This is a genomic window from Paracrocinitomix mangrovi (assembly GCF_019740355.2).
Taxonomy (GTDB): Bacteria; Bacteroidota; Bacteroidia; order Flavobacteriales_D; family Crocinitomicaceae; genus Paracrocinitomix; species Paracrocinitomix mangrovi.
The window spans coordinates 1,220,951-1,245,779 of the sequence record NZ_CP091819.1; the positions used below are offsets into that span (position 1 = coordinate 1,220,951).

Consider the following 24,829-nt stretch of genomic DNA (forward strand, 5'->3'; position numbering starts at 1 on the left):
TAAAATTAAGGAATTAAGGGCTTCCATAAAAGCATAGTTATTAAGAAAGTATTAACATAGGAACACAAAAAAAGCCCTCGTGTTTCCACGAAGGCTTTCAATATTATATCTGCTAAATATTATTTAACGATAGTCCAAGTATACCACTCTTCTGATTCATAAACGTCATCAGTTGAAGTGTTAGTAGTACCATTGTTAGTCCAGCTAGAAGTTCCAGAATTTTTCTCGATAATTTTCCAGATCATTTCTTTTCCTTTTAACTGATCAATTTCAATAGTCATTGCAACTTCACCACTGTAGTAGTTATTAGTCCAAGAGCTAGTACCATTTTGAGTAGTTTGTGTAGTACCTGCAGTTGTGTTGTTATCTACTTCATTTCCAGAAGAAGTTCCTGATGATACTAAAGTATTCATCATTGCTCTTTCTTTGTTTTTGTAAGTAACATCACCTTCTTTTACTTTTCCTACGAATGACCAGTTTCCTGATTCAGTAGATGTCCAGTTACTAGTTTCAGTTACTGTGTGATCATCTCCCCAGATATCAGTATAATCATAAGTGTTAGTAGCAGTGTAATCCATTTCACTTGTCCAAGTACCATCTTTGTTAATTACATATTGAGCTTTGTTCAATGTAATTGTACTAGTGTTAGTAGTTGAAGTTCCATTACTTACATCAAAATCTGTGTCAGTACTAGTAATAACACCATTGGTTAATGTAGAAGCCGAAGTTTGGTAATCTCCATTTGGTTCAGTGTTAGTACTATTGAATGTGTATCCAGTCAAATCCCAAGTTCCAGCAAATCTTGCTTTTCTTGATGAAAGACTTAAGAAAGGGTCATTTTCACCTTTTTTACATGAAGGTGTAGCTAGCAATAAACCTGCTGCTGCAAACATTAAAACAACTTTTTTCATTTTTTTGTTTAATTTTTATTTCAACAATCTAAACGCAAGTTATCCAAAAAGGTTTGGTATAGATTGCCAAATTATTGTGAACTAAATTTTGGTCAAAGATAATGTTATCAGTAAAATCTAAAACTGATTATCCTCAATAACAACCATTGTTTTGGTCATTATTGTTTTAATTTCAATACTTTACAGATGTATCGAACCTAAAAGTTTTAGGATTTTTTATGACTATGTCATTACCATTCCCATAGCAAAGCCGGCCAGAATAGCAATTAATTTTATGAAGTTCAATTTGTGACCTTCACTTGATTCAAAAATAATTGTGGTAGAAATGTGTAAAAACATTCCAACTGCTACTGAAAGAATATAATCCGGATTAATACTTAAATTTTCAAGAATTGGCTCACCCATTAAAATTCCTAGCGGAGCTGTAAGTCCAAACAATATCAAATAAATCCAAGATTGTTTTCTACTATATCCTCCGGCAACCAGAATAGTCATCAAAGCAACAGCAACCGGAATTTTGTGTAGAATAACTCCCCAGTATAAGTCGTCTACATGTGCATGCCCATGATGATCTAAAGGAACAGATTCTATAAAGGCGTGCAATGACAAACTAACAAAAATGGCAATGGGAAATGTTTTATGCACATGGTCACCATCTTCATGGTGGATATGCGTATGTCCGTGTTCTGCTCCTTTTGAAAAGTACTCTAATATCAACTGCAACAAAAATCCTAAAAGGATAAAATAACCTGTAATACTCCCATTATCTTTATATGATTCAGGAAAGATGTGAGTAAAGATTATAGTCAATAAAAAACCTCCTGAAAAGGATAACAGCAATTTTAAATGTGAAGCCTTCTTAAACAACTCCACTAACACTCCTCCTGCAACAACAGACAAAAACAATCCAATTATTTTATACCAGATTTCCAATTTACTTTAGTTTAGATATGATGATTAGACGTTCAGATTCATTTTCCTTAAAAGGATTTAATTGATAATCTCCAAAAACCGAAATTACTTCAAATCCTTCTTGGCGCAATAAACTCTCTAATTGTTCTTTAGTAAATAGTTTTACCTTTTCTTTAAAAGTGTACTCTTCTTGACCGTCATTAAATCTAATCTCCTTAACTACGAAACCATTCAATATTTGTTTATCAATCGTAAAGGAAATACTGTCACATTTTTTAGTTTCATGTGCCACCAAGTTATCCTCCACGTATTTACTATTTAAGTAATCTATGATAAATAGGCCATTTTGTTTGAGTGATTTCTTAACTGCTTGAATAACTCTTATATCATCCTTTTGGTCTTCAAAGTATCCAAAGCTTGTAAAGAGATTAAATACTGCGTCATAATAATTTTCACCAACATTTTGACGCATGTCATGAACCCTAAAATCAACTAAATCTCCTGCTTTTCTTTTGGCTTCTTCAATACTCTTTTCCGAGATGTCAATTCCAGATACAATAAGATTATTTTCTGCTAATTGAATGGCATGTCTTCCACTTCCACATGCTAGGTCAAGAACTTTACTTTGAGACGGTAATTCTAAATGAAATAAAAGGTTCGAAATGAAGGTTCTGGCCTCATCCAAATCTCTGTCTTTATATAAAAGATGATAATATTTTGTATTAAACCAATCCTTGAACCATTCACTCATACCGAAGTATTTAGTGCAAAATTAACACTCTTTTTAGGACATTCTAAAAATTAGAAAGGTAATCTTCAGGTTGGAAGACTTAATTTTATATATTTGCCTTGCATGTATTAAGAGTGGATAAGGTTTACGAAATATATAAACAACTCGAAGAAAAGCACGTCTTGTTATCTTTCAAAGGCATGATTACTTCAGAATTGCTAACAACAATTCTGCAAATAATGGAGTCTAAAATGGAGCACATGGACGAAAAGCCAAAGGTTAAACGTAAAGTATTTAACATTTTGGTTGAATGTCTTCAAAATCTATATCATCATATAGATCAAGAGGATAGAATACACATGCCATTAGAAGACAAATCAGCTCTTTTAATGATAGCGAAGAGAGAGTTTGAATATGAGATTACCACTGGTAACTATATGAAAGCTGAGGATGTTCAACCGTTAAAAGAGAAATTAGATCTTGTTAACAGTATGAACAAAGATGAGTTAAAAGCCTATTACAAACAGGTTTTGAGTGAAGGATCTCTTTCACAAAAGGGGACTGCGGGGTTAGGAATGATTGATATTGCAAGGAAATCAGGCGAAAAATTAGATTATAATTTTAGCCCAATTAATGATACAACCACTTTTTTTAGTTTGTCTGTTAAAATAGCAGAGTAATTACATAAATTAATATGGAAAATTTAGTTTTAGAAGGATCAGCAAAAACACCTACAGTAAATTTTGACTCAGATAACGGTGTATTAGAATTGAAAGGGAGATCAATTCCAGAAAACTCTATCGAATTCTATAAACCTTTAAATGATTGGATTGATGCGTATGCCGCTAATCCAAAACCGAATACTATCGTAGATGTTAAGTTAGAGTACTTCAACACTTCGTCTTCAAAATGTATTTTGGATTTGTTTAAACAATTAGAGAAATTGAACGCTGGAAATACTGAGGTTAGTGTTAACTGGTATTTTGAAGAAGATGATGAAGATATGGAAGAAGCTGGAGAAGACTACCAGGCTATTATCGATCTTCCGTTCAAAATGATCGAAGTAGAAGAAATTTAATATTCTAATCGCCCAAGGCGATATGAAAACATATTTATCAATCGGGATAACCGGTGGTATTGGTTCGGGAAAATCATATGTTTGCCGTATCATTGAAGCCATGGGTTATCCCGTTTTTTATTCTGATCAAGAAGCTAAAAACATCACCAATTCTCATCCAAAAGCTATAGAACAAATTACTATACTTTTTGGCAAAGAGGCTTATATTGATCAAGCGCTAAATAGTCCTTTTATTGCAGAACAAGTTTTTAATGACCCTAATTTGAGGCTCAAATTAAATGAAATTGTTCACCCCTTGGTTCGCGATAAATATTTTGAATGGGCCGAATCATCAGGAGCAAAACTGGTTTTTAATGAAGCAGCTATTTTATTTGAAACCGGAGCTTATAAACAATATGACAAAATGTGTTTAATTGTAGCTCCTAAGCAAATGAGAATTGACCGCGTAAAAAAAAGAAGTGGTTTAAGTGAAGAACAAATTCTAGAAAGAATGAGCTCGCAATGGACAGATGAACAAAAAATTCCGCTTGCAGATTTTGTTATAAACAATGATGAAAAATCACCTCTACTACCACAAATAAATAAAATGATTCAACAACTAAAATGAGTATTGCTGTTTACACATCAAAAGAAATGCAAGCATGGGATCAATTCACCATTGAACATGAACCTATCAGTTCTTTGAACTTAATGGAGCGCGCAGCCACTTTAGCTTGTAAACAGATTTTAGGGAATCATTTTTTTAAATCAGCAACAATTTTTTGCGGACCAGGTAATAATGGAGGTGACGGTTTAGTTATTGCCCGACTTCTTGCCGAAACAGGTAGAAAAGTTCAACTATACATCTTAGAATTTGGAAATAAAACCGCAGACTTTGAAAGCAATTTTAAAAAATTACCAAAGTCAGTAAAAATTGAAGTTTTAAATGAGAATCAAAATGATTTCTTGATAAAATCTGATATTGTAATTGATGCTGTATTTGGTTCAGGATTAAATAAGCCGGTAAGTGGCTGGATTGGTCAAACCGTAAAAAAAATGGGAGAAACTGAGGCATTTAAAATTGCCATTGATATTCCTTCAGGCTTATTTGCAACAGATAACAGATCCAACACTGAACTTCAAAATGTTTTTTTAGCTGACGAGACATTGACCTTTATGTCTCCTAAAATGTCATTCTTTTATCCTGAATATGGCAAGTATGTCGGGAAAATAAAGATTATAGATATAGGTCTTCATCCAAATTTTCCAGTAAAATCTGATATTCAATTTCTTCAAGGAGAAACAATTGAATTGACCAAGGGAAAAACTTTTGATCATAAAGGAAACAATGGCTATTTGAGTTTAATTGGAGGATTAGAAGAAATGAGTGGAGCAATTTTACTTTCCACATCTGCTGCATTGAAATGTGGTGCAGGTTACACTTATACTATTTCTGAAAAATCAACAAAAACTCCTCTAAATATCAATTGCTCTGAAAGTATTTGGATCAATGTTGAACAAAACGAAATCCCCTCAAAAACACAGGCTATTTCAATAGGACCAGGATTGGGTCAATCATCTGTTGCCAGAAAATTATTAGAAAAAGTACTTCAATCTAATTTACCTACAGTAGTTGATGCAGACGCGCTCAATTTAATTGCGAATAATCCTGATTTGGTTAGTCAATTACCTGAAAACTGCATTTTGACACCTCACATTGGCGAATTGAAAAGACTTATCGGAGAATCTAATTCATCTGAAGAATTACTGGAACAACAATTAGCTTTCAGTAAAAAATATAAAGTCTTTATTATACAAAAGGGAGCTTATTCAAAATTGACTTGTCCTGATGGCAATATTTACATCAACAGTACAGGAAATCCTGGAATGGCAAAAGCAGGTATGGGAGATACTTTAACCGGAATAATTGGAGCATTATTAGCCAAATCTTATCCCGCTAAAGAAGCTGCAATTTATGGCATGTTTTTGCACGGAGCAGCTGGTGATGCAGCAGAGAGAAAGCAAGGTAGCATAAGTTTGCAAGCTTCTGATTTAATTAATGAACTACCAACTGTAATTCAACAATTTACAATCTAAGTAATAATCCAGCATGAATTCCTAATCCATACATTTTGTGATCTATTGATTTAGTAGCATCATAAGTATTAAGCAATTGATGTCTGTATTCAGGATATAAAGTAAATCCGAACAAATCAAAATTATAGTTGATGCCAAATCCTGCAGAAGCCATTAAATTAAACATGGCCAATTTATCTTTCACAACGGTTACATCAGGATTTACCGGATCTCCACTATTTCTCGTATAATTCTCGTTATATCTTACGTTAATCAAATTAAGAGGAGTTATCCCTGCTACTCCAAAAAATTGAAACTTTTCTCCAATTGTATACCTCAACTTAATTGGAACCCCTATTTGCATATAGGTATTAGAAAAATGAAAAGTTGTATCTGTGGTCTCAGAAGCATAATCGTATTTCTCTTTGCTTCCAAAGAATGTAAAACCTAAATCCATATCCAAATTCTTTGCAACAGGGACAAAAAATCCAATGGAAGCTCCCCCACTCATATCAGCTTTTTGATCATTCCATTCCTCATAACTTTGGTAGGGAGTATTGTCTGTGAAAGATCTATAACCATAAGTATACAAACCGGTCAGGTAATAAGTTGTACCAGTTAAACTATCTCTGTTCAGCGGTTCTTTCTCAGGTTTTTCTTTTTTTTCCTTTTCTTCTTTTTCATTAGGTGTTTCACCAGAAACTATTTGTGCATTAACATAAGTAGTAAATACAACAAAAGATAAAAGCAAGTATAATTTCATCCAGCTAGTTTTAGAAGCCTTATATTTGATAGACATAGAACAAAAATAGTAATATTCAACAGTATGAAACTTACTTTTAACTCACCTGTAGTCCTCATCTTCTCATTTGTTTGTGGTATTGTGTATTTGTTTACTTCAAATGGGATTGGAACGGATTATTTCATTTTAGATCCGGTTTGGAACTTTTCAAGTCCAAGTTGGTATTTCAAAATGTTTTCTCACACTATTGGACATGCCAGCATTGAGCATTTTATGGGGAATATGGCTTTCTTTTTACTTTTAGGACCAATTGTAGAAGAAAAATATGGTAGTAAAAATTTAGTCATCATGTTTTTGACTACAGCCGTTGTTACCGGTTTAATACAAATCATGTTTTTTGACACCAGATTATTAGGTGCCAGCGGGATTGTGTTCATGTTGATATTGCTGGTTTCATTAGTTAATTTTAAAAACAAAGAAATCCCCCTGACATTTGTTCTAATCGTGATTATTTATATAGGTGGTGAAATTTGGGGAACCTTTGATGGTAGAGAAGATGGGATATCACATTCAACGCATATTATAGGAGGAATTGTTGGAGCTGTATTTGGATTTGCACTTGCCGGAAAGAAAATAAGGGATACTCCTAAAAGCACAGAAATACTCGGTTAGACTTTTTTAACAAATAATTACAAATTTTCGCGTTTATATAAAGTCTAAACCCTTTATATTTTAGAAAAAAATTGAACCAAACTTATTATTAAATTTATCCAACTATAAAATTCAGATGGAAAACATTTCAGATAAAGAAGGAGTTGACTTACTCGTAAAGAAATACAATGAACTCAATTCAGAAATTCACAAGGTAATTGTAGGACAAAATGATGTTGTTCAGCAAGTATTAATGTCTATATTTTCAAATGGACATAGCTTGTTAGTTGGTGTACCCGGATTGGCAAAAACATTGTTAATTCAAACCATCTCTGATTCATTAGGCTTGAGTTTTAAAAGAATTCAGTTTACTCCGGATTTAATGCCTTCAGATATTGTTGGATCTGAAATTTTGGACGAAACAAGAAACTTTAAGTTCATAAAAGGACCAATTTTTGCCAATATTATTTTGGCAGATGAGATCAACAGAACGCCTCCAAAAACACAAGCAGCATTATTAGAGGCCATGCAAGAAAAGAACGTTACTGCTGCAGGGACTAGGTATGAATTAGAAAAACCGTTTTTTGTATTGGCCACTCAAAACCCAATTGAGCAAGAGGGAACTTACCCTTTGCCTGAAGCACAATTGGACCGTTTTATGTTCAATATTTGGGTTGATTACCCAACGTATGAAGAAGAAATCAACATTGTAAAAAATACAACCTCAGATTTGGATGTGAGTTTAAAACCGATCTTGAATGCTGAGGAGATAATTTACTTTCAAAAGTTAATCAGACGAATTCCGGTTCCAGACGGTGTATATGAATATGCTGTTAAACTTGTAGGTAAAACCAGAAAAACAGGTGATTTAACTCATCCTCTTACTGAAAAATATTTGGACTGGGGTGCAGGACCAAGAGCTTCGCAATATTTGGTTATTGGAGCAAAATGTCATGCAGCTATTAATGGTAAATATTCACCGGACATTGAAGATGTTAAAGCTGTTGCCTATCCTATTCTTCGTCATAGAATTGTAAGAAATTATCGTGCAGAAGCTGAAGGATTTACAATAGAGAAAATTTTAGATGAATTAATGCAGTCTTAGTGGATCTTAACGACAGAATAAAAATATGTCAAAGCTGTACGAATAAGAAATTCGATAGAAAATTGGGAACCGTTTGTGGTCTTACAAATGATAAACCCACTTTTGAAGATACTTGTCCTTCATTTCATTTAGACGAAATACACGCTAAAAGACACGATAGATTCACAGAGAATTTCAATAAAAAAGCCATTCGAAAAGAAAGTGGCGTAAAATACTTGACCACCGGGATTCCTGTCTTTTTGATTGGTATGCTTATTATAACAATGCCATCACTCAATATGAAATCTAATTTTATGATTTTAATTGGGGTGTTGGTGACTCTTGGAGGAATAGCCATGTTGGTTCTGTCTATCATGAGTTTCGTGATGGAACCTGAAGACAAAAGTGTAAAAAAACCTGTGCAAGGAAATAAACCAATTGACGAAGAAGAGATTTATTAACTCAATTCATTAGGTACTACTTTTATCCTTTTACTATCTTTGCGTTTTCTTAAAATTCACGAAAGATGAATTCATTAACTGCCATTTCTCCTGTTGATGGGAGATATCGTTCAAAAGTTGAAAATTTAGCGGCTTATTTCTCGGAGTATGCATTAATCAAATACAGAGTTTTGGTTGAGATAGAATACTTCATTGAACTTACTAAACTTGACATCAAAGGTCTATCAGATTTTCCTGAGGAAAAATATCAAGCTTTAAGAGCAGTTTATGAAAAATTTGAAGAAGAGGATGCTGAGAAGATTAAAGAAATTGAGAAAACAACCAACCATGATGTAAAAGCGGTTGAATACTTCATCAAGGAAAGACTTGCCAAATTAGGTCTTACCAAATACGAAGAGTTTATACATTTTGGACTTACATCTCAAGACATCAACAATACAGCAATTCCTCTTTCTTTAAAAGAAGCTGTATACAATGAATATATTCCATTACTGGATGATTTAATTCTAACTTTAAACGAATTGGCTCAAGAATGGAAAAACATTCCAATGTTGGCCAGAACACATGGTCAACCTGCTTCACCTACAAGATTAGGAAAAGAGATTTTTGTATTTGTTGAACGATTAGATATCCAAAAACAACAATTACTTGCTGTTCCTTTCTCAGCTAAATTTGGTGGAGCAACAGGAAATATGAATGCTCACTATGTTGCATTCCCTAAAATTGACTGGGTTAAATTCGCTAATGATTTTATAAATGGATCTTTAGAAATTGAAAGAAGTCAAACCACTACGCAAATTGAGCATTATGACAATGCAGCAGCTTTGTTTGATGCCATGAAACGTATCAATTCTATTATTCTGGATTTGGATAGAGATATGTGGACCTATATCTCAATGGAGTATTTCAAACAAAAAATTAAAGAAGGAGAAATTGGATCAAGCGCAATGCCGCATAAAGTAAACCCAATTGACTTTGAAAATTCAGAAGGAAACATTGGTATTGCTAATGCTTTGTTTGAGCATTTATCAGCCAAACTACCGGTTAGCAGACTTCAACGTGATTTGACAGATTCAACGGTTTTAAGAAATGTTGGAATGCCTTTGGCGCATACAATGATTGCAATTAAAGCTACTTTAAAAGGACTGAATAAATTGTTATTGAACGAAAACAAGTTAAATCAGGATTTAGAAGAAAACTGGGCCGTAGTAGCTGAAGCTATTCAAACTGTTTTAAGGAGAGAAGGTTTTCCTAAGCCATATGAAGCTTTAAAATCTTTAACCAGAACTAATGAGGCGATTACAAAAGCAAGTATTGCTGCGTTTATTGAAACATTAGATGTACCTGAAAACATTAAAGAGGAATTAAGATCTATTAGTCCTCAAAACTTTACCGGAATTAATATGGTAGATAGATAAACTAACAGTTTTCTGTTAGTGTTTGTCTTAATTGATCTTTCTCTTCTTGAGAAAGGCAGTGTTTGCTGTGCTTAATGTTGGCTAATTTGATAATCTTGCATAAGACAACATTATCTTTTTCATAATCAGCACAAAGTCCACAAACTCTGATGTGAATTCGAAGTTTTCTTTTCTGAAACCAATTGAGTTTTTCGTACTCTTTTTTTTCAATTAATTGTCCTGCCCTTTTACAATCAATCATGTATTTAACCATTTAGCAGACAAACACTCACGTAACTGTACTTTAGCTCTGTGAACGATCACCCACAAGTTTGACGGAGTAATATCATGCTCCTTACATACCTCTTCACTTTTCTTTTCTTCTACTAATTTATCAATAATAATACCTTTCCATTTCTCAGGCAAATCTTGAATGCACCCCATGATAGCATCTCTTAACTCCATGTTATCATAGTTCACTTCAATTTCTGAAAAAGAGTTTTCATTTTGCTTTTGCATTGCTTTCTCTTCACCAGACTGCTCACCATTTCCTAATTGCGACATTGGCTTAGTTTTTCTAGACTCTTGTTTACGCCAATGGTCGATTATTTTTCTTTTCAATATAGAAAAAAGCCAGGTTTTAACACTACTCTCCCCTTTAAAACTTGCTAAACCTTTTAAAGCAGAAACAAATGTATCCTGAACTAAATCTTTGGATAGTTCATGATCATTTACTCTGGTTATCGCATAATTATAGAGGATATCTGAGTAATTATCTACCCATCCTGATGTATCTAAATCTGCTTTGGTTGTTGACATGGAACAATGTTAATCAATATTTGTTGTTGCAACAAGTAATTTGTGACAAATGGTTGGAATCATATTCCATTAAATCGATAGATATAAAAGTTTAAACTGATTGCAATTAACAGCCATATTATATAAGGCAATAATAAAAATGATGTCCATTTTACTTTTTGCCAACCAACAATAAACATGATAATTACCACTATGGCCAATAGCGATATAATCGCTAAAGAAAGAGGCACCATTTGAAGATCAAAAAAGATTGGATTCCAAGATACATTTAACAACCATTGCACAGAAAAAAGTCCCATTATAGCAATGCTAACCTCCTTTGAAATTTTTGCCATAAAGAATGATAAACATATCATGATGGTAAACCATGCCGCTCCAAATACCCATCCTGGAGGTGTCCAAGGTGCTCTGTTTAAATTTTGATACCACTCACTGGATGGACCTTCTCCTTGCAGCAAACCTCCTAAACCCAATGCCGCAAAATTCACTATCAAATAAATGAAAAGATAAATTATATACTTTTTTTTAGCCGTCATACCATTATAACAAATTACCTCTACAGTATGTTCAAAAAAAAGCCCCGATAAAATCGAGGCTTACTTTGTTTTATTGATTTAATGCATCTGAGAAACAGTATTCATTTTTGTCTATCAGTTTTTGTGCAATTAATTGTCGTGCATTTTTGGTATTGTATGCTTCAACTTTTGTGAAACGTTTCATTCCCATCATCATCATTCTTAATTCATCTCCTTCAACAAATCCCATCAAAGCATCTTTACCTTGCTTGTTGATATAATCAGCAGCATCAAAAATGTATGTCTTAACTATAGCAATATATTCTTGACAAGCAGCTTCTCCTTTTGCCGCTACCATCTTCTCAACTCGTTTTAAAGTAGATTCAGCAACATAAGTGTAATTGATCATGTTGGCAATATTGATCAAGATTTCTTGCTGTTTTGCCAACTCCATCATCAATTTTTGAGCGGCAGAACCTGCTACCATCAAAATTGCTTTCTTGAAGTTCTCAATGTATTTTTTCTCTTCTGCAAACAATTCATCTGAACCACTATCAAAATCAGGAATGCTCATCAATTCTCCGGCAACTGCTTGTGCAGGTCCCATCAAATCCAATTCTCCTTTCATAGCTTTTTTAAGGATCATATCAACAGTCAACATTCTGTTGATTTCATTGGTTCCTTCAAAAATTCTGTTGATACGTGAATCTCTGTATGCTCTTTCTACTTTTGATTCAGCCGAATAACCCATACCACCATGTACCTGAACTCCTTCATCCACTACATAATCAAGCGTTTCAGATCCAACAACTTTAAGGATAGCGCATTCAGCAGCATATTCTTTGATTCCTTCCAAAGTTGCTTTTTGCTTATCCATTCCTTCTTCAACTAACTTGTGAATCAAATTTTCGATATCAAAACCAGCTCTGTAAGTAGCAGATTCTAATGCAAAAGTTCTGATTACTTGCTCTGCCAATTTTTGTCTGATCGCTCCATATTTTGAAATAGATCTTCCAAATTGCTCTCTTTCATTAGCATATTGAACCGTATAATTGATAGTTTCTTTTGCGCCACCAAGTACTCCGGCAGCCAATTTAATTCTACCAATATTTAGAATGTTTACGGCAATTTTAAATCCACCTTGTCTTTCTCCTAAAAGGTTCTCTGCAGGAACTTTTACGTTATTGAAGAAAACTTGACGAGTAGATGAACCTTTAATACCCATTTTCTTTTCTTCCGGGTTTAAGGAAATTCCTTCTGAATCAGCATCCACTATAAAACCAGTTAGATTTTCATCATCACCAATTTTAGCAAACACTGTAAATACATTTGCAAAACCTCCGTTGGTGATCCACATTTTTTGACCGTTCAAAGTGTAGTATTTACCATCATCAGATAAAATTGCTTTTGTTTTACCAGAGTTAGCATCAGAACCTGAACTTGGCTCAGTTAAACAATAAGCTGCTTTCCACTCGCCTGAAGCTAGTTTTGGAATGTACTTTTGTTTTTGATCTTCTGTTCCGAAATATAAAATTGGTAATGTTCCGATCCCTGTATGAGCTCCATATGCAACAGAGAAAGAGTTTCCTCTTCCTAAATATTCCGTTGCCAACAAAGAAGTAGGAAAATCAACTCCCATTCCTCCATATTGCTCAGGTACAGACAAACCTAACATTCCTAATTCACCTGCCTTATCTAATTTAGATTGCATTAACCCTTCAGTCATGGCATCTAATTTATCTGCATCCGGTTCAATTTCTTGTCTAATAAAATCCAAACAAGTTTGAGCAATCATTCTTTGCTCTTCGTTGTAACCTTCAGGAGTAAAAATTTCATCAGTCTCTATTGATCTGATTAAGAATTCACCTCCTTTAATAGGCTTTTTACTTTCTTTAGTTTCTGACATAACTTAATTCAATTTACAATAAGCAATTTTTAATTGCTATTTGATTTATAGTATTTCTAATACTCCAGCTGCTCCTTGTCCTGTACCTACGCACATTGTAACAACTCCGTATTTTTGGTTTCTTTTCTTAAGTTCATTAATGATTTGTACCGATAATTTCGCTCCAGTACAACCTAGTGGGTGACCAAGCGCAATTGCTCCTCCATTTACATTTACTATATCCGGATTCAATCCTGTTTCTCTAATAACAGCAACAGATTGCGAAGCAAAAGCCTCATTCAATTCAACAAGGTTAATATCGCTTTGTTTTAATCCTGCCATTTCAATTGCTCCTGGAATTGCATCTACAGGTCCAATACCCATAATTCTAGGTTCAACTCCAACAACTTTATAAGACAGCATTCTTGCAATTGGCTCCACATTCAATTTCTTCACCATTTCTTCTGACATGATCAACAAAAACGCTGCTCCGTCTGACATTTGTGAAGCATTTCCTGCGGTAACTGTTCCATCCGCCATGAAAACAGGTTTCAATTTAGACAAGCCTTCAACTGTGGTTCCCATTCTTGGTCCCTCATCTGTATCAACAGTGAAAGTTCTCTCTGCTCTTTTTCCATTAGCATCTATATATACTTCTGGAACTTCAATTGGAACGATATCATCCTTAAATCTATTCTCTTTTAAAGCAGCTAAAGCTTTCATATGAGAATTGTAGGCGAATTCATCCTGATCTTCACGGGTAACATTGTATTTTTCAGCTACAGCTTCAGCTGTATTTCCCATTCCCCAATACCAATCAGCATGTTTTTTAGCCACCTTAGCATTTGGAACAACTCTCCATCCACCCATTGCAATTGCAGACATTGATTCAGTTCCACCAGCAATAATGATATCTGCCATTCCGTTTTGGATTTTTGCAGAGGCAATTGCTATAGTTTCTAAACCTGAGGAACAGTATCTGTTAACTGTCATACCAGGTACTTTGTTTGTATCTAATCCCATCAGTGAGATAAAACGACCTACGTTCAATCCTTGTTCACCTTCAGGCATTGCATTTCCAACAATTACATCATCAATCATCTCGGGATCTAATTGCGGAACTTCTTTAATAATTTGCTTGATAACATCTGCAGCCAAATCATCAGGACGAGAAAATCTAAACCCGCCTTTATTAGCTTTTCCTACAGCAGTTCTATAGGCTTTTACGATATATGCTGTTTTACTCATATCTAGTAATAAGTTTTTAGTATCAAGACACAAGAGTTGATTTTTCAAATGACCTGTTTAATGCATAAATCATTTTTTGTACTTCAACCACTTGATCTATCATCTCTTTTGTATCTATTTTAAATATTCTTTCAATTAAAATCAATTGTGTTTCTAATTCATAAGAAGAACCAGTAGCGATATCTAGAAATCTTTTAAACTCAGTTGAACTTTTCCTTCCCGCACCTTCTGCAATATTACTTGGAATAGACAGGGCGCAACGAGTGATCTGAGATCCGAAATTAAATTGTTCAGCTTTAGGCAATTCACTATAAATCTTGTAGGTATTCTCTACAAGCGTCATTGCTTTTTGCCAAACTTTTAATTCCTGATAATTATGCATTTCTTGATACTCTTTACTGAATACTTGCTACTTTTTAATTTCTTAAAATTTTTCCTTTAGTGACAATTGACTGAATTCTTTCTAGAGTTTTTCTTTTAGTGCACAAGTCCAAAAACGCTTTTCTTTCAAGATCAAGCAAGTATTGCTCATCTACTTGTGTTAATTCAGATAAATCACCACCTGCCAATACAAATCCTAATTGTTCAGAGATGTAAGCATCATGTTCTGAGATATAATGTCCATGTTCCATTGAATCAGCACCTACGTATACCAATCCAAGAGCTTCCTGCCCAAGAACTGTGATGTTCTTTTCTTTTACAGGTTGAGTATATCCTGCATTGTATAATGCTAAACAAGCTTCTTTAGCTCTTGTTAATTGATAATCTCTATCAACAACTACTTCATCAATTCCTTTTCTTAGGTAACCTAAATCAAATGCTTCATACGCACTTGTTGAAACTTGCGCTTGTCCGATTGTCAAGAATTTTTCTCTAAATCTGTTCACCCTTACATCACCTTCTTTTAAATCATCAGACAATCTTTTAGCAAACTCTTTGGTTCCACCACCACCAGGGATCAATCCAACTCCAAACTCTACTAATCCCATATAAAGTTCTGCGTGTGCTATCACTTTGTCTGCGTGCATAGACATCTCGCATCCTCCTCCAAGGGCCATGTTGTGTGGCGCCACAATTACAGGACAAGATGAATGTCTAATTCTCATCATTGTATCCTGGAACTGCTTAATCGCAAAATTTAATTCGTCATATTCCTGCTCGGCAGCCATCATAAAGATCATTCCTACATTGGCACCTGCTGAGAAATTTTGCCCGGTATTAGAAATCACCAATCCTTTGTATTCTGTCTCAGCTAAATCTATACCTTTTTGAATTCCTTGCAGAACTCCTCCACCAATAGTATTCATCTTTGTGTGGAATTCAAGATTTAAAATTCCATCACCTAAATCGATAATGTGACAATCTTGATTTTTCCAAACAGTATTTGAATCTCTTAAATTGTCTAAGAATATTAGATCTTCTGTACCTGGAATCACTTTAAATTCACCGGCATTTTGATCATAGAATTTCTTAACGCCATTTTCAATTTGGTAAAATTCTTTCACACCAGAAGCCACCATTTTGGTAACCCATTCTGCAGGAGTTTTACCATGTTCCTTCATCACTTCTAATCCTTTTTCAACTCCTATCAAGTTCCAAGTTTCAAAAGGTCCTAATTCCCAACCAAAACCTGCTTTTAAAGCATCATCTACTTTGTAAATCTCATCAGAGATCTCAGGAATTCTATTTGATACGTAAGCAAATAAACCTGCAAAAGTTTTTCTATAAAATTCACCAGCTTTGTCTTTTGCAAAGAACAACATCTTAGTTCTTTCATTTAAATCATCTACAGCCTTGGTAGCTGCCATGATAGGAAAATCAGCTTTTTGCTTACCTCTATATTCCAGTGTTTTCAGATCTAGAGATAAAATCTCTTTGTTTCCGTCAACTACCTCTTTTTTGTAAAAACCTTTTCCAGTTTTTGATCCCAACATGTTATTTTCAACCATCTTAGCTACATATCCAGGTAACTCAAATTGGTCTTTTTCTTCGTCATTTGGACAATTATCCTTTAAACCATTGGCTACATGAACTAAAGTATCCAAACCAACAACATCACAAGTTCTGAAAGTTGCAGATTTTGGTCTTCCTAATACAGGACCTGTCAATTTATCAACCTCTTCAATGGTTAATCCCATTTCCTCAACAGTATGGAATAACGACATGATTGAATATACTCCTACTCTATTAGCAATAAATGCAGGGGTATCTTTACATAATACTGTCTTCTTACCTAAAAATCTTGCTCCATATGACATAAAAAAGTCAACAATCGAAGGATCAGTTTTAGGTGTCGGAATAATTTCTAATAGTCTTAAATATCTTGGAGGATTAAAGAAGTGTGTTCCACAAAAGTGTTTTTGAAAATCATCACTTCTTCCTTCTAACATCATGTGTATAGGAATACCAGATGTATTTGAAGAAACTAAAGTTCCTTGTTTACGATACTTATCAACCTTTTCAAAAATGATTTTTTTGATATCTAATCTTTCAACTACTACTTCAATTACCCAATCACATTCAGCGATTTTTTCAAAATCATCATCAAAATTACCCGTAGTAATTCTGCTTGCAAACTCCTTTTTGTAAATAGGAGAAGGTTTAGATTTAAGTGAAGCAGTTAGATAATCATTTACCATTCTGTTTCTAACAACTTTATCTTCTAAAGTTAATCCTTTGGCTTTTTCAGCATCATTTAATTCTCTAGGAACCATGTCCAGTAACAAAACATCAACTCCAATGTTTGCCAAGTGACATGCAATCCCTGAACCCATAATTCCGGAACCTAAAACGGCTGCTTTTTTAATGTGTCGATTCATCAATTACTTGTTTTCTTCTAAAAGTTCGTTCAAATAAGCGTCTATCTTTTCAGATATCTCAAAAAAGGCTTTGACTTTAGTTTTAGGAAACTTTTCATACAAAGCCTGATTAAATTCTAATACAACATCTCTGGCCACTCTCCTTGCCTCTAAGCCTTCTTCCGTTAAAAACACCAAAGATTTTCTTTTATCGATAGCATCTGATTTTCTTTCTATCAACCCTTTGTCTTCCATATTTTTTAATGTTCTAGACAAACTGGTAGGTTCCATTCCCATACGCGGCCCTAATGATGTACTAGGTGTTCCATCCTTTTCAATTGAAAGTAAAATATACCCCCAAGAAAAGCTCATATTGTACTTGGAAGCCAGTTGGTTATAATATCTGGAAATCTTAAACCAGTTATTCCTTACATGGAAATCAAAAAGTTGTTCTTTGTTCATTTCAAATCACTATCTTAGCATAAAGGTAAAAAGTTTTTCTTATGCACGCATAATTATTTAATTTTTTTTTACTTTTTATTATTCACACTTAACCTTCCTCCCAGATTTGATATGAGATTGCAACCTATTTACATTCTTTTTGTTCTATCATTTTCATTTTCAACTTTTTCTCAAACTCCACTTCAGCTTTCTGAAATAATGAAAGGAGATGATTTTATAGGTCATCAACCTTACAATGCAGTATGGTCTCCAGATGGCAACCATATCTATTTTAGATGGAACAATACACCTGAAGTTATTCATAGTTATTACGATTACAATGTCAAATCAAAACGGTATAAAGTCCTTAAACCGGAAGAAACAAGAACTTTACCTGTTGAAGGGTATTATGAATCAGCTGATCATCAGGTCTTCTACTACAAGCGAGGAGGTAATTTGTACGAATGGAATGACAAAAATTGCAAGCTCTTATTTTCAATTACCTCACCTTATAGTGTATATCGAATTCTAAATAATGGCAATGTAATCATTCAATTAGATGACGATTTTTATTTAATAGATAAAGTCACTAATCAATTCATACAATTAACCCAATTTTCAAAAGGAGAACCTTCAACTGATTCAAAAAAGACATCTTTTTTGGAGGATCAGCAAATAGAATTATTTGATCACGAACGCAAAATCAAATCAGAAGCCGAAAAAAGAGCAGTCGAAAAATCACGATACAAAACTCAATTACAACCCACACTATATTTATATAATACAAGTTTGGAATGGGCTGAAACTGACAACAACACAAATTGGATAGTTTATGAAACGGTAGAATATCCAAAAAATGAAGAAACCCAATACGCAAGTTTTGTAACAGCTGATGGATATACACAATTAAAGAATGCCAGACCTAAAGTGGGAAGCCAAGATCCAAGTCATTTTTTAGGTGTTTACTCGAAAGAATTGGATACAAGCTTTCTTGTAAGTACCGAAAACCTAAGTGGCATATACAACAAACCGGAATACCTGGTTAAAGAAGGTGAAACTAAGAAGTGGAGCGAACCTAAAAACGTTATTTTTCATTCGCATGGTTTTAACTCTGAACAAAAATCTTTATTAATAGAAGTAAAATCATACGATAATAAAGACCGTTGGCTAGCCCTGCTAGATGACAAAGGAGCGTTAACAGAAATTAATCATCAACATGATGCCACCTGGATAGGAGGACCCGGTATTTCAGGATGGAACATGGTTCCAGGAAACTGCGGTTGGATAGATAATGATGTGCTTTATTTTCAATCTGAAGAAAGCGGATACTCACATTTATATACTTATAACTGCACTACTAAAAAAACTACTCAATTGACTAGTGGAAATTTTGAAATACATGAAGCTAAACTTTCAAAAGATAAAAAGAGTTTTTTCATTTCGTCCAATAAGAATCATCCCGGAAACAGATCGTTTTACAGATTCAACATTAGCAGCAATACCTGGGAAGACATCTTGACTGAAAATGGCAACCATGAAGTAGCTGTATCACCAAATGAAAAACAATTAGCTATAAGATACTCTTACAAAAACAAGCCTTGGGAAATGTATATCTCCAATTTGGAAAAAGATGCCCAAAAACAGTCCTTCACAAAATCAACCACAGCCGAATTTGATAATTACAAATGGAGGGAACCGGAAATAATTACTTTCAAGGCAAAAGATGGAACCACGGTTTATGCACGACTGTACAAACCCACTGAACAACTTAAAAACCAGGCAGGAATCATCTTTGTGCATGGTGCTGGCTACCTGCAAAATGCCCACAATTGGTGGAGCGGATATCACAGAGAATATATGTTCCACAATTTACTGGCAGATAAAGGATACACCATCTTAGACATAGATTATAGAGCTAGTAAAGGCTATGGTAGAGATTTTAGAACCGGAATCTACCGTCATATGGGAGGCTTGGACTTAAGTGACCAAATTGATGGTGCTGATTACATGATCAAAGAACTGGAAATTGACTCTGAAAGAATTGGTATTTATGGAGGCTCTTATGGCGGTTTCATTACATTGATGGCCATGTTAACCGAACCCAATAAATTCAAATGTGGTGCTGCCTTAAGGTCTGTTACTGATTGGGCACATTATAATCACCAATACACTTCTAACATATTAAATACACCTGAAACAGACCCTGAAGCCTTCAAAAAAAGTTCTCCTATTTATTTTGCAGAAAATCTTAAAAACAAACTCTTAATGCTTCATGGAATGGAAGACGATAATGTTCAATATCAAGATGTTGTAAGATTAAGCCAAAGATTTATTGAACTGGGTAAAGATAATTGGGATTTAATTGGTTATCCAGTTGAAAAGCACGGATTTCAAGAGGCTACGAGTTGGACAGATGAATATAGACGCATTCTAAATTTGTTTGATTCCCAACTAAATCCTTAATTAATTTCAACCTTTTGAGTCTTTATTGCGTTTAACTAACAACTATTTTATCGTTAAAATAATTGCATTGATCGATATAATTAATGTATTTACTTATTTTTGGCGATTATAGCACTTAACTGCTTACTGGGAAGAATGAAATATTCTTTAAAAATGCTTACTAAAAGACTGATAAAGACAAAGCTAAGGTCATTTATTGTCACTGCAATTTTGTGTTGTGGAGTTACCTCCTTTGCACAACAGGATACCATTTTTTGGTTTGCTGCACCTGACATCTCTTCTGGTGCTGGTGACACACCTGTACATTTAAGATTATTGTCTTATGATCAAGCAGCAACAGTTACAATTTCGCAACCTGCAAATGGAGGTTTCACGCCAATAGTAGTGAATATTCCGGCTAACTCTGTCAGCAATGTTGATTTATCTTCTTTCTTGGCGGATATTGAAAGTCCGGCTGCTGATGTAGTTTCCAATACAGGGTTAAAAATTGAATCAACAGAGATCATTAGTGCATATTATGAACTTTCTAATGCAAGCAATAAAGAAATTTTCTCTTTGAAAGGTAATAAAGGTCTGGGTGACAATTTTTACACCCCTTTTCAAAAAGCCTGGGACAATGCTTCAATTTCGCCTTCTACGTATTCTTCAATTGAAATTGTAGCAACAGAAAATAATACTACTGTTGTTATTACACCTAAAACTAACATTGTTGGTCATTCGGTTGGTGCAACTTTTAACATTACATTAAATGAGGGAGAAACCTACAGTGCCAGAGATGTTAATCTATCTGCTTCAACTTCATTGGCCGGATCAATTGTTTCTTCTGACAAACCAGTTTCTGTGACAGTGTTCTCAGGAGCATTGCAATATGACGGTTGTAATTCATCTATGGGAGATCAAATAACTCCTGCTGATTATTTAGGTACAGATTTTATTATCCACAAAGGAACTACAGATGATAAAGTATACATACTAGGAACTCAAAATAATACGGCAATTACAATTAGTGATTTGGGAACCACTAATTCACTTGTAAACTGGAGTGAAACGTATGAGTATGATCTTAACGATACTTACAACCACATTCATACAACCAAACCTGTCTATGTATGGCACGCTTCAGGATTAGGATGTAATTTAGGTGGGGCCCAAGTTCCAAATGTATTTTGTGCCGGTAAATATGATCAATCTTTTACACGTTCAACAGCTGACTCATTAGGTGTATTTCTTTGGATCAGAACTGGATTTGAAGGAGATTTTCAATTAAATGGAAACAGCACATTAATCCAAGCTAGCGATTTTACAGTAGTTCCAGGAACTAGTGGTGAATTTATGATGGCATTGAAATTTTTCAATACCACTCAAGTTCCTGTTGGAAGCTATAATAAAGTAACAAATACAGGAGACATTTTTGGTCTGGGTATTATAAATGGTGAAACAACAGAAGGAGCAGGATATGCATATCTTTCTGAATTTAGTTCATACCCTTATGTTGATGCCGGATTAGATGCTACAATTTGCCAAAATGTGCCTTTTAACCTTAATGGAATTGTTGGAGGTGGAGATGTAACGGGTACATGGTCAGGAACAGGATTTGGATCTTTCTCTAGCCCATTAAACTCTCTTACAAACACTTACAACCCTAGTGTAATTGACACAATTATTAGTCCTATAAGTTTGATATTGACTTCTACCGGTCCTTGTCCGGAAATGAAGGATACACTAATTTTAACAGTAACTCCTGCTCCTATAGTAAACGCAGGAGCTGATCAAGTTGTATGCGCCAATGATCCAAATGTTGACTTAAGCGGAAATGTTACCGGTGGAGCAACAGGTGGAATTTGGTCTTCTATGGGAAGTGGAACTTTTACACCATCTAATACGGATTTAAATGCAACATACGTTCCTTCTCCGGCTGATACTATTGCTGGTTCAGTTAATATTATTTTGACATCTACGGGCTCTGGAAGCTGTATAGATGTTACTGACACTATGAACATTACCATCAGCCCTGCACCTGATGCTGATATTGCGCAAGACACTATTTATGCTTGTTCCAACAACCCAAATATTACCTTAAGTGGAACTGTTACAGGCGGAACAACTACAGGAAAATGGACGACTAGTGGAAATGGAGTTTTTAGTCCTGATAACTTATCCTTAAATTGCACTTACACTCCTAGCCCTGCCGATATTGTTAGTGGTCAAATTATGATCTACCTCACATCCACAAATAATGGATTATGCTTCAGTGATAAAGACTCAGTAGTAATTGTATTTACGCCTTCACCAGATGTTAGTGCTGGTACTGATTTATTTGCTTGTACAAATGAAAGTGGTGTGGTATTAAATGGTGCCATAAGCGGTGCCACTACAACAGGAGTTTGGACGGGAGGAGCAGGAACCTTTATTCCCAACCCTAATACATTAGATGCACAATATATTCCTTCAGCAGCAGAAGTAACAGCTGGAAGTGTTACACTTACTCTAACATCTACGAACAATGGCAATTGTTTATCGGATAATGATCAGGTAGACATTGATTTTGTTGCACCTCCGTTTGCCAACTTTAATTTTAACAGTGCATGCCAAAATGATACAGTTTATGTTGAAGATTTTAGCTTAAATGGATTTGGAGTTATTACTTCTTGGATGTATGATTTTGGAGATGGAATAACATCTAACAATCCTGATGATTTCCATTTATACAACAGTTCAGGGAATTTTGACATTCAACTTGTAGTACAAAGTGATGCTGGTTGTATAGACACATTAACTCAATCAGTAACAGTATATGATTTACCGGTAGCAGATTTTACGTATTCTCCAACTTGTGATAATGATCAGGTGATCGTTTATTTTAATGATGCTTCAACTATTGGTTCAGGTTCAATTACAAATTGGTACTACGATTTTGGAGGTATGGGAAATCAGTCTGTTCAAAACCCAAATCAATTATTTGTTGGAACCGGAAACTTTACAATTACTCAAATAGTAAGTTCAAATCAGGGATGTTCAGATACAATAACACAAGTATTATCTGTTCCACCAAAACCAAATGCAGGTTTCTTTTATAATACAAGTGGCGGATTAAACGTTGGTGCTGAATTTACTTTTATAGATACTTCTTCTAACGCCGCAACTTACAGTTGGGATTTTGGAAATGGAGAAACTTCAACGGACCAGAATCCTACAGTAGTTTATTTTGCAAATGGAAATTATGACGTTGTATTAGTTGCAACTGGACCTCTTGGATGTATTGATAGTGCATCACAAGTTATCACAATTAATACGGTAACTACTGAAATCACTCAATTAATTCCAAACGCTATTTCACCTAATGGCGATAACATTAATGATGTTTGGAAACTAGAATTTATTCAATACACCAATACAGATGCGCAAATTGTAATTGTTAATCGTTGGGGGCAAACAGTATTTGAAAGTGTAGGGTATGCCAATCCTTGGGATGGAACTTTCCAAGGTACGGGTGAATTGGTTCCTGAAGGAAACTATTACTATATCATCAAAATAAGTGATGATGAAATTTACGAAGGAGCATTACTCGTCTTAATATCAGCAAATAACTAATGAAAAAGTTACTATTCATATTAGCTATCAGTTGTTTTGCTTATATAAGCAAGGCGCAACAACAGTATGTTTTTACAAATTTCATGATGAACGATTATTACTATAACCCAGCTGTGGCAGGGAGTAAAAAGTTTCATTATGCAAACCTAGGTTTCAGAATGCAATGGGCTGGATTCAATGAAGCTCCTATGACCATGTACGCCAATTTTTACGGATCAGTTAAAAATGAAATGAAGCATGGATATGGAATTTCAATTGTGAATGACAGAAGCGGCTTAGTAAATAATACTGCTATCTCATTGAATTACGCCTACCATGTGAAATTAGGTGAAAAATGGAAATTAGGAATGGGGGTAAAACCCGGATTTATTCAGTACAACATTAAATTGTATGATGCTTTATTGGCAGATGAAGGTGATAACATATTAGAAGGAAACGTATTATCTACAGGTGCATTTGATCTTTCATCCGGAATTCATCTTTATTCAGAAAGATTCTTTTTTATGCTTTCAATGAGACACATATTTGGAGATGCCATCACCTTTACCGGATTTAATGATGGATTATCTAAACACTACACAGGAATAGTTGGATATAACTGGTGGGTAAACAAAAAAAGTAAACAACGACAGTTAGAATTGTTAGATAAGCAAAGAAAAGGTACCCTTGAAGAAGGAGAAGAAGTAGCCAAAAAGAAGATCAAAGATTTTGAATTAATGCCAATTATCATGGTCAATTATGTAAATCCTATCACACCACAAGGTACAGCAATGCTTAAAGCTACATTTGATCATAAATATTGGGCGGGATTGTCATACAGAACACAAGATGCATTGGGAATTTCATTAGGTATGGTAATAAAAGAAAGATTGAACATTGGATATAGTTTTGATTATTCAATGGGGCAAATTCAAGGTTATAATTATGGATCTCATGAATTGATGCTTTCTTTTCAAACCACAAGTAAAAAGAAGAGTTTGGAAGAACAAGATGAGGAGCTGAACAACAGCATATTTGACACCCCCGAGTCAGATAAGAAGTAAATGAT

Annotated in this window: 23 protein-coding genes; 11 read left to right on the top strand and 12 right to left on the bottom strand. The window is 34.4% G+C overall.

The window, feature by feature from the left end:
* Positions 1-119: 119 nt before the first annotated feature.
* From K6119_RS05515 to K6119_RS05525, 3 genes are all read right to left on the bottom strand, one after another.
* Positions 120-911: a hypothetical protein gene (locus K6119_RS05515; protein WP_221836279.1), complete on the bottom strand. Its 792-nt coding sequence runs from the start codon at positions 909-911 to the stop codon at positions 120-122.
* 222 nt (positions 912-1,133) lie between these two features.
* Positions 1,134-1,844, bottom strand: a complete 711-nt coding sequence (locus K6119_RS05520; RefSeq protein WP_237828105.1) for a ZIP family metal transporter — start codon at positions 1,842-1,844, stop codon at positions 1,134-1,136.
* A gap of 1 nt (position 1,845) precedes the next feature.
* A complete protein-coding gene (locus K6119_RS05525; protein WP_221836281.1) occupies positions 1,846-2,574 on the bottom strand; it encodes a class I SAM-dependent methyltransferase in 729 nt (242 codons plus the stop codon).
* Positions 2,575-2,672: 98 nt separating this feature from the next.
* Between K6119_RS05525 and K6119_RS05530 the strand changes: the two genes are divergently transcribed.
* The 4 genes from K6119_RS05530 to K6119_RS05545 are packed head-to-tail and all read left to right on the top strand — an operon-like array spanning position 2,673 to position 5,707.
* Complete coding sequence (locus K6119_RS05530; protein ID WP_221836283.1) at positions 2,673-3,233, top strand: SiaB family protein kinase; 561 nt, start codon at positions 2,673-2,675, stop codon at positions 3,231-3,233.
* 14 nt (positions 3,234-3,247) lie between these two features.
* Entirely contained in the window at positions 3,248-3,631 is a 384-nt protein-coding gene (locus K6119_RS05535; RefSeq protein ID WP_221836286.1) for a DUF1987 domain-containing protein, read from the top strand.
* Between the two features lie 22 nt (positions 3,632-3,653).
* On the top strand, positions 3,654-4,238 hold the full coding sequence (coaE, locus tag K6119_RS05540; RefSeq protein ID WP_221836289.1) for a dephospho-CoA kinase: 585 nt from the start codon (positions 3,654-3,656) through the stop codon (positions 4,236-4,238).
* On the top strand, positions 4,235-5,707 hold the full coding sequence (locus K6119_RS05545) for an NAD(P)H-hydrate dehydratase (protein WP_221836292.1): 1,473 nt from the start codon (positions 4,235-4,237) through the stop codon (positions 5,705-5,707). The genes coaE and K6119_RS05545 overlap by 4 nt, the downstream gene beginning before the upstream one ends.
* Here K6119_RS05545 and K6119_RS05550 read toward each other — a convergent pair.
* Entirely contained in the window at positions 5,697-6,449 is a 753-nt protein-coding gene (locus K6119_RS05550) for a hypothetical protein (RefSeq protein ID WP_221836309.1), read from the bottom strand. The genes K6119_RS05545 and K6119_RS05550 overlap by 11 nt on opposite strands.
* A gap of 63 nt (positions 6,450-6,512) precedes the next feature.
* Between K6119_RS05550 and K6119_RS05555 the strand changes: the two genes are divergently transcribed.
* The 4 genes from K6119_RS05555 (at position 6,513) to purB (ending at position 10,042) form a co-directional block, all read left to right on the top strand.
* Positions 6,513-7,100 (top strand): rhomboid family intramembrane serine protease, encoded by a 588-nt coding sequence (locus K6119_RS05555; RefSeq protein WP_221836316.1) that lies wholly within the window; start codon positions 6,513-6,515, stop codon positions 7,098-7,100.
* 124 nt (positions 7,101-7,224) lie between these two features.
* Positions 7,225-8,184: an AAA family ATPase gene (locus tag K6119_RS05560; protein ID WP_221836553.1), complete on the top strand. Its 960-nt coding sequence runs from the start codon at positions 7,225-7,227 to the stop codon at positions 8,182-8,184.
* The gene (locus K6119_RS05565) at positions 8,184-8,624 is read left to right on the top strand and encodes a hypothetical protein (protein ID WP_221836318.1); all 441 of its coding nucleotides are present in this window, start codon (positions 8,184-8,186) and stop codon (positions 8,622-8,624) included. The genes K6119_RS05560 and K6119_RS05565 overlap by 1 nt, the downstream gene beginning before the upstream one ends.
* Before the next feature lie 65 nt (positions 8,625-8,689).
* Positions 8,690-10,042: an adenylosuccinate lyase gene (gene purB, locus K6119_RS05570; protein ID WP_221836321.1), complete on the top strand. Its 1,353-nt coding sequence runs from the start codon at positions 8,690-8,692 to the stop codon at positions 10,040-10,042.
* Between the two features lies 1 nt (position 10,043).
* Here purB and K6119_RS05575 read toward each other — a convergent pair whose 3' ends face one another.
* The 8 genes from K6119_RS05575 to K6119_RS05610 form a co-directional block, all read right to left on the bottom strand.
* On the bottom strand, positions 10,044-10,283 hold the full coding sequence (locus tag K6119_RS05575; protein ID WP_221836324.1) for a hypothetical protein: 240 nt from the start codon (positions 10,281-10,283) through the stop codon (positions 10,044-10,046).
* Positions 10,280-10,840 carry an RNA polymerase sigma factor gene (locus K6119_RS05580; RefSeq protein ID WP_221836327.1) on the bottom strand — a complete coding sequence of 187 codons (561 nt, stop codon included), beginning with the start codon at positions 10,838-10,840 and terminating at the stop codon, positions 10,280-10,282. The genes K6119_RS05575 and K6119_RS05580 overlap by 4 nt, the downstream gene beginning before the upstream one ends.
* A gap of 59 nt (positions 10,841-10,899) precedes the next feature.
* Entirely contained in the window at positions 10,900-11,376 is a 477-nt protein-coding gene (locus tag K6119_RS05585) for a TspO/MBR family protein (RefSeq protein WP_221836328.1), read from the bottom strand.
* A 70-nt stretch (positions 11,377-11,446) separates the two neighbouring features.
* The gene (locus K6119_RS05590; protein WP_221836329.1) at positions 11,447-13,261 is read right to left on the bottom strand and encodes an acyl-CoA dehydrogenase family protein; all 1,815 of its coding nucleotides are present in this window, start codon (positions 13,259-13,261) and stop codon (positions 11,447-11,449) included.
* 45 nt (positions 13,262-13,306) lie between these two features.
* The gene (locus tag K6119_RS05595; protein ID WP_221836330.1) at positions 13,307-14,488 is read right to left on the bottom strand and encodes a thiolase family protein; all 1,182 of its coding nucleotides are present in this window, start codon (positions 14,486-14,488) and stop codon (positions 13,307-13,309) included.
* A gap of 22 nt (positions 14,489-14,510) precedes the next feature.
* Positions 14,511-14,870: a four helix bundle protein gene (locus tag K6119_RS05600; protein ID WP_221836335.1), complete on the bottom strand. Its 360-nt coding sequence runs from the start codon at positions 14,868-14,870 to the stop codon at positions 14,511-14,513.
* A 34-nt stretch (positions 14,871-14,904) separates the two neighbouring features.
* Positions 14,905-17,307 (bottom strand): 3-hydroxyacyl-CoA dehydrogenase/enoyl-CoA hydratase family protein, encoded by a 2,403-nt coding sequence (locus tag K6119_RS05605; RefSeq protein WP_221836338.1) that lies wholly within the window; start codon positions 17,305-17,307, stop codon positions 14,905-14,907.
* Between the two features lie 3 nt (positions 17,308-17,310).
* Positions 17,311-17,748, bottom strand: coding sequence for a MarR family winged helix-turn-helix transcriptional regulator (locus K6119_RS05610; RefSeq protein WP_221836340.1), 438 nt, complete (start codon positions 17,746-17,748; stop codon positions 17,311-17,313).
* A 111-nt stretch (positions 17,749-17,859) separates the two neighbouring features.
* On the opposite strand from K6119_RS05610, the gene K6119_RS05615 reads away from it, so the two are divergent.
* From K6119_RS05615 to K6119_RS05625, 3 genes are all read left to right on the top strand, one after another.
* Complete coding sequence (locus K6119_RS05615; protein WP_221836342.1) at positions 17,860-20,190, top strand: S9 family peptidase; 2,331 nt, start codon at positions 17,860-17,862, stop codon at positions 20,188-20,190.
* Positions 20,191-20,325: 135 nt separating this feature from the next.
* The gene (locus K6119_RS05620) at positions 20,326-23,781 is read left to right on the top strand and encodes a PKD domain-containing protein (protein WP_221836354.1); all 3,456 of its coding nucleotides are present in this window, start codon (positions 20,326-20,328) and stop codon (positions 23,779-23,781) included.
* Positions 23,781-24,824, top strand: coding sequence for a PorP/SprF family type IX secretion system membrane protein (locus K6119_RS05625; RefSeq protein WP_221836357.1), 1,044 nt, complete (start codon positions 23,781-23,783; stop codon positions 24,822-24,824). Before K6119_RS05620 ends, K6119_RS05625 begins: the two co-directional genes overlap by 1 nt.
* The last annotated feature ends 5 nt before the right edge of the window (positions 24,825-24,829 follow it).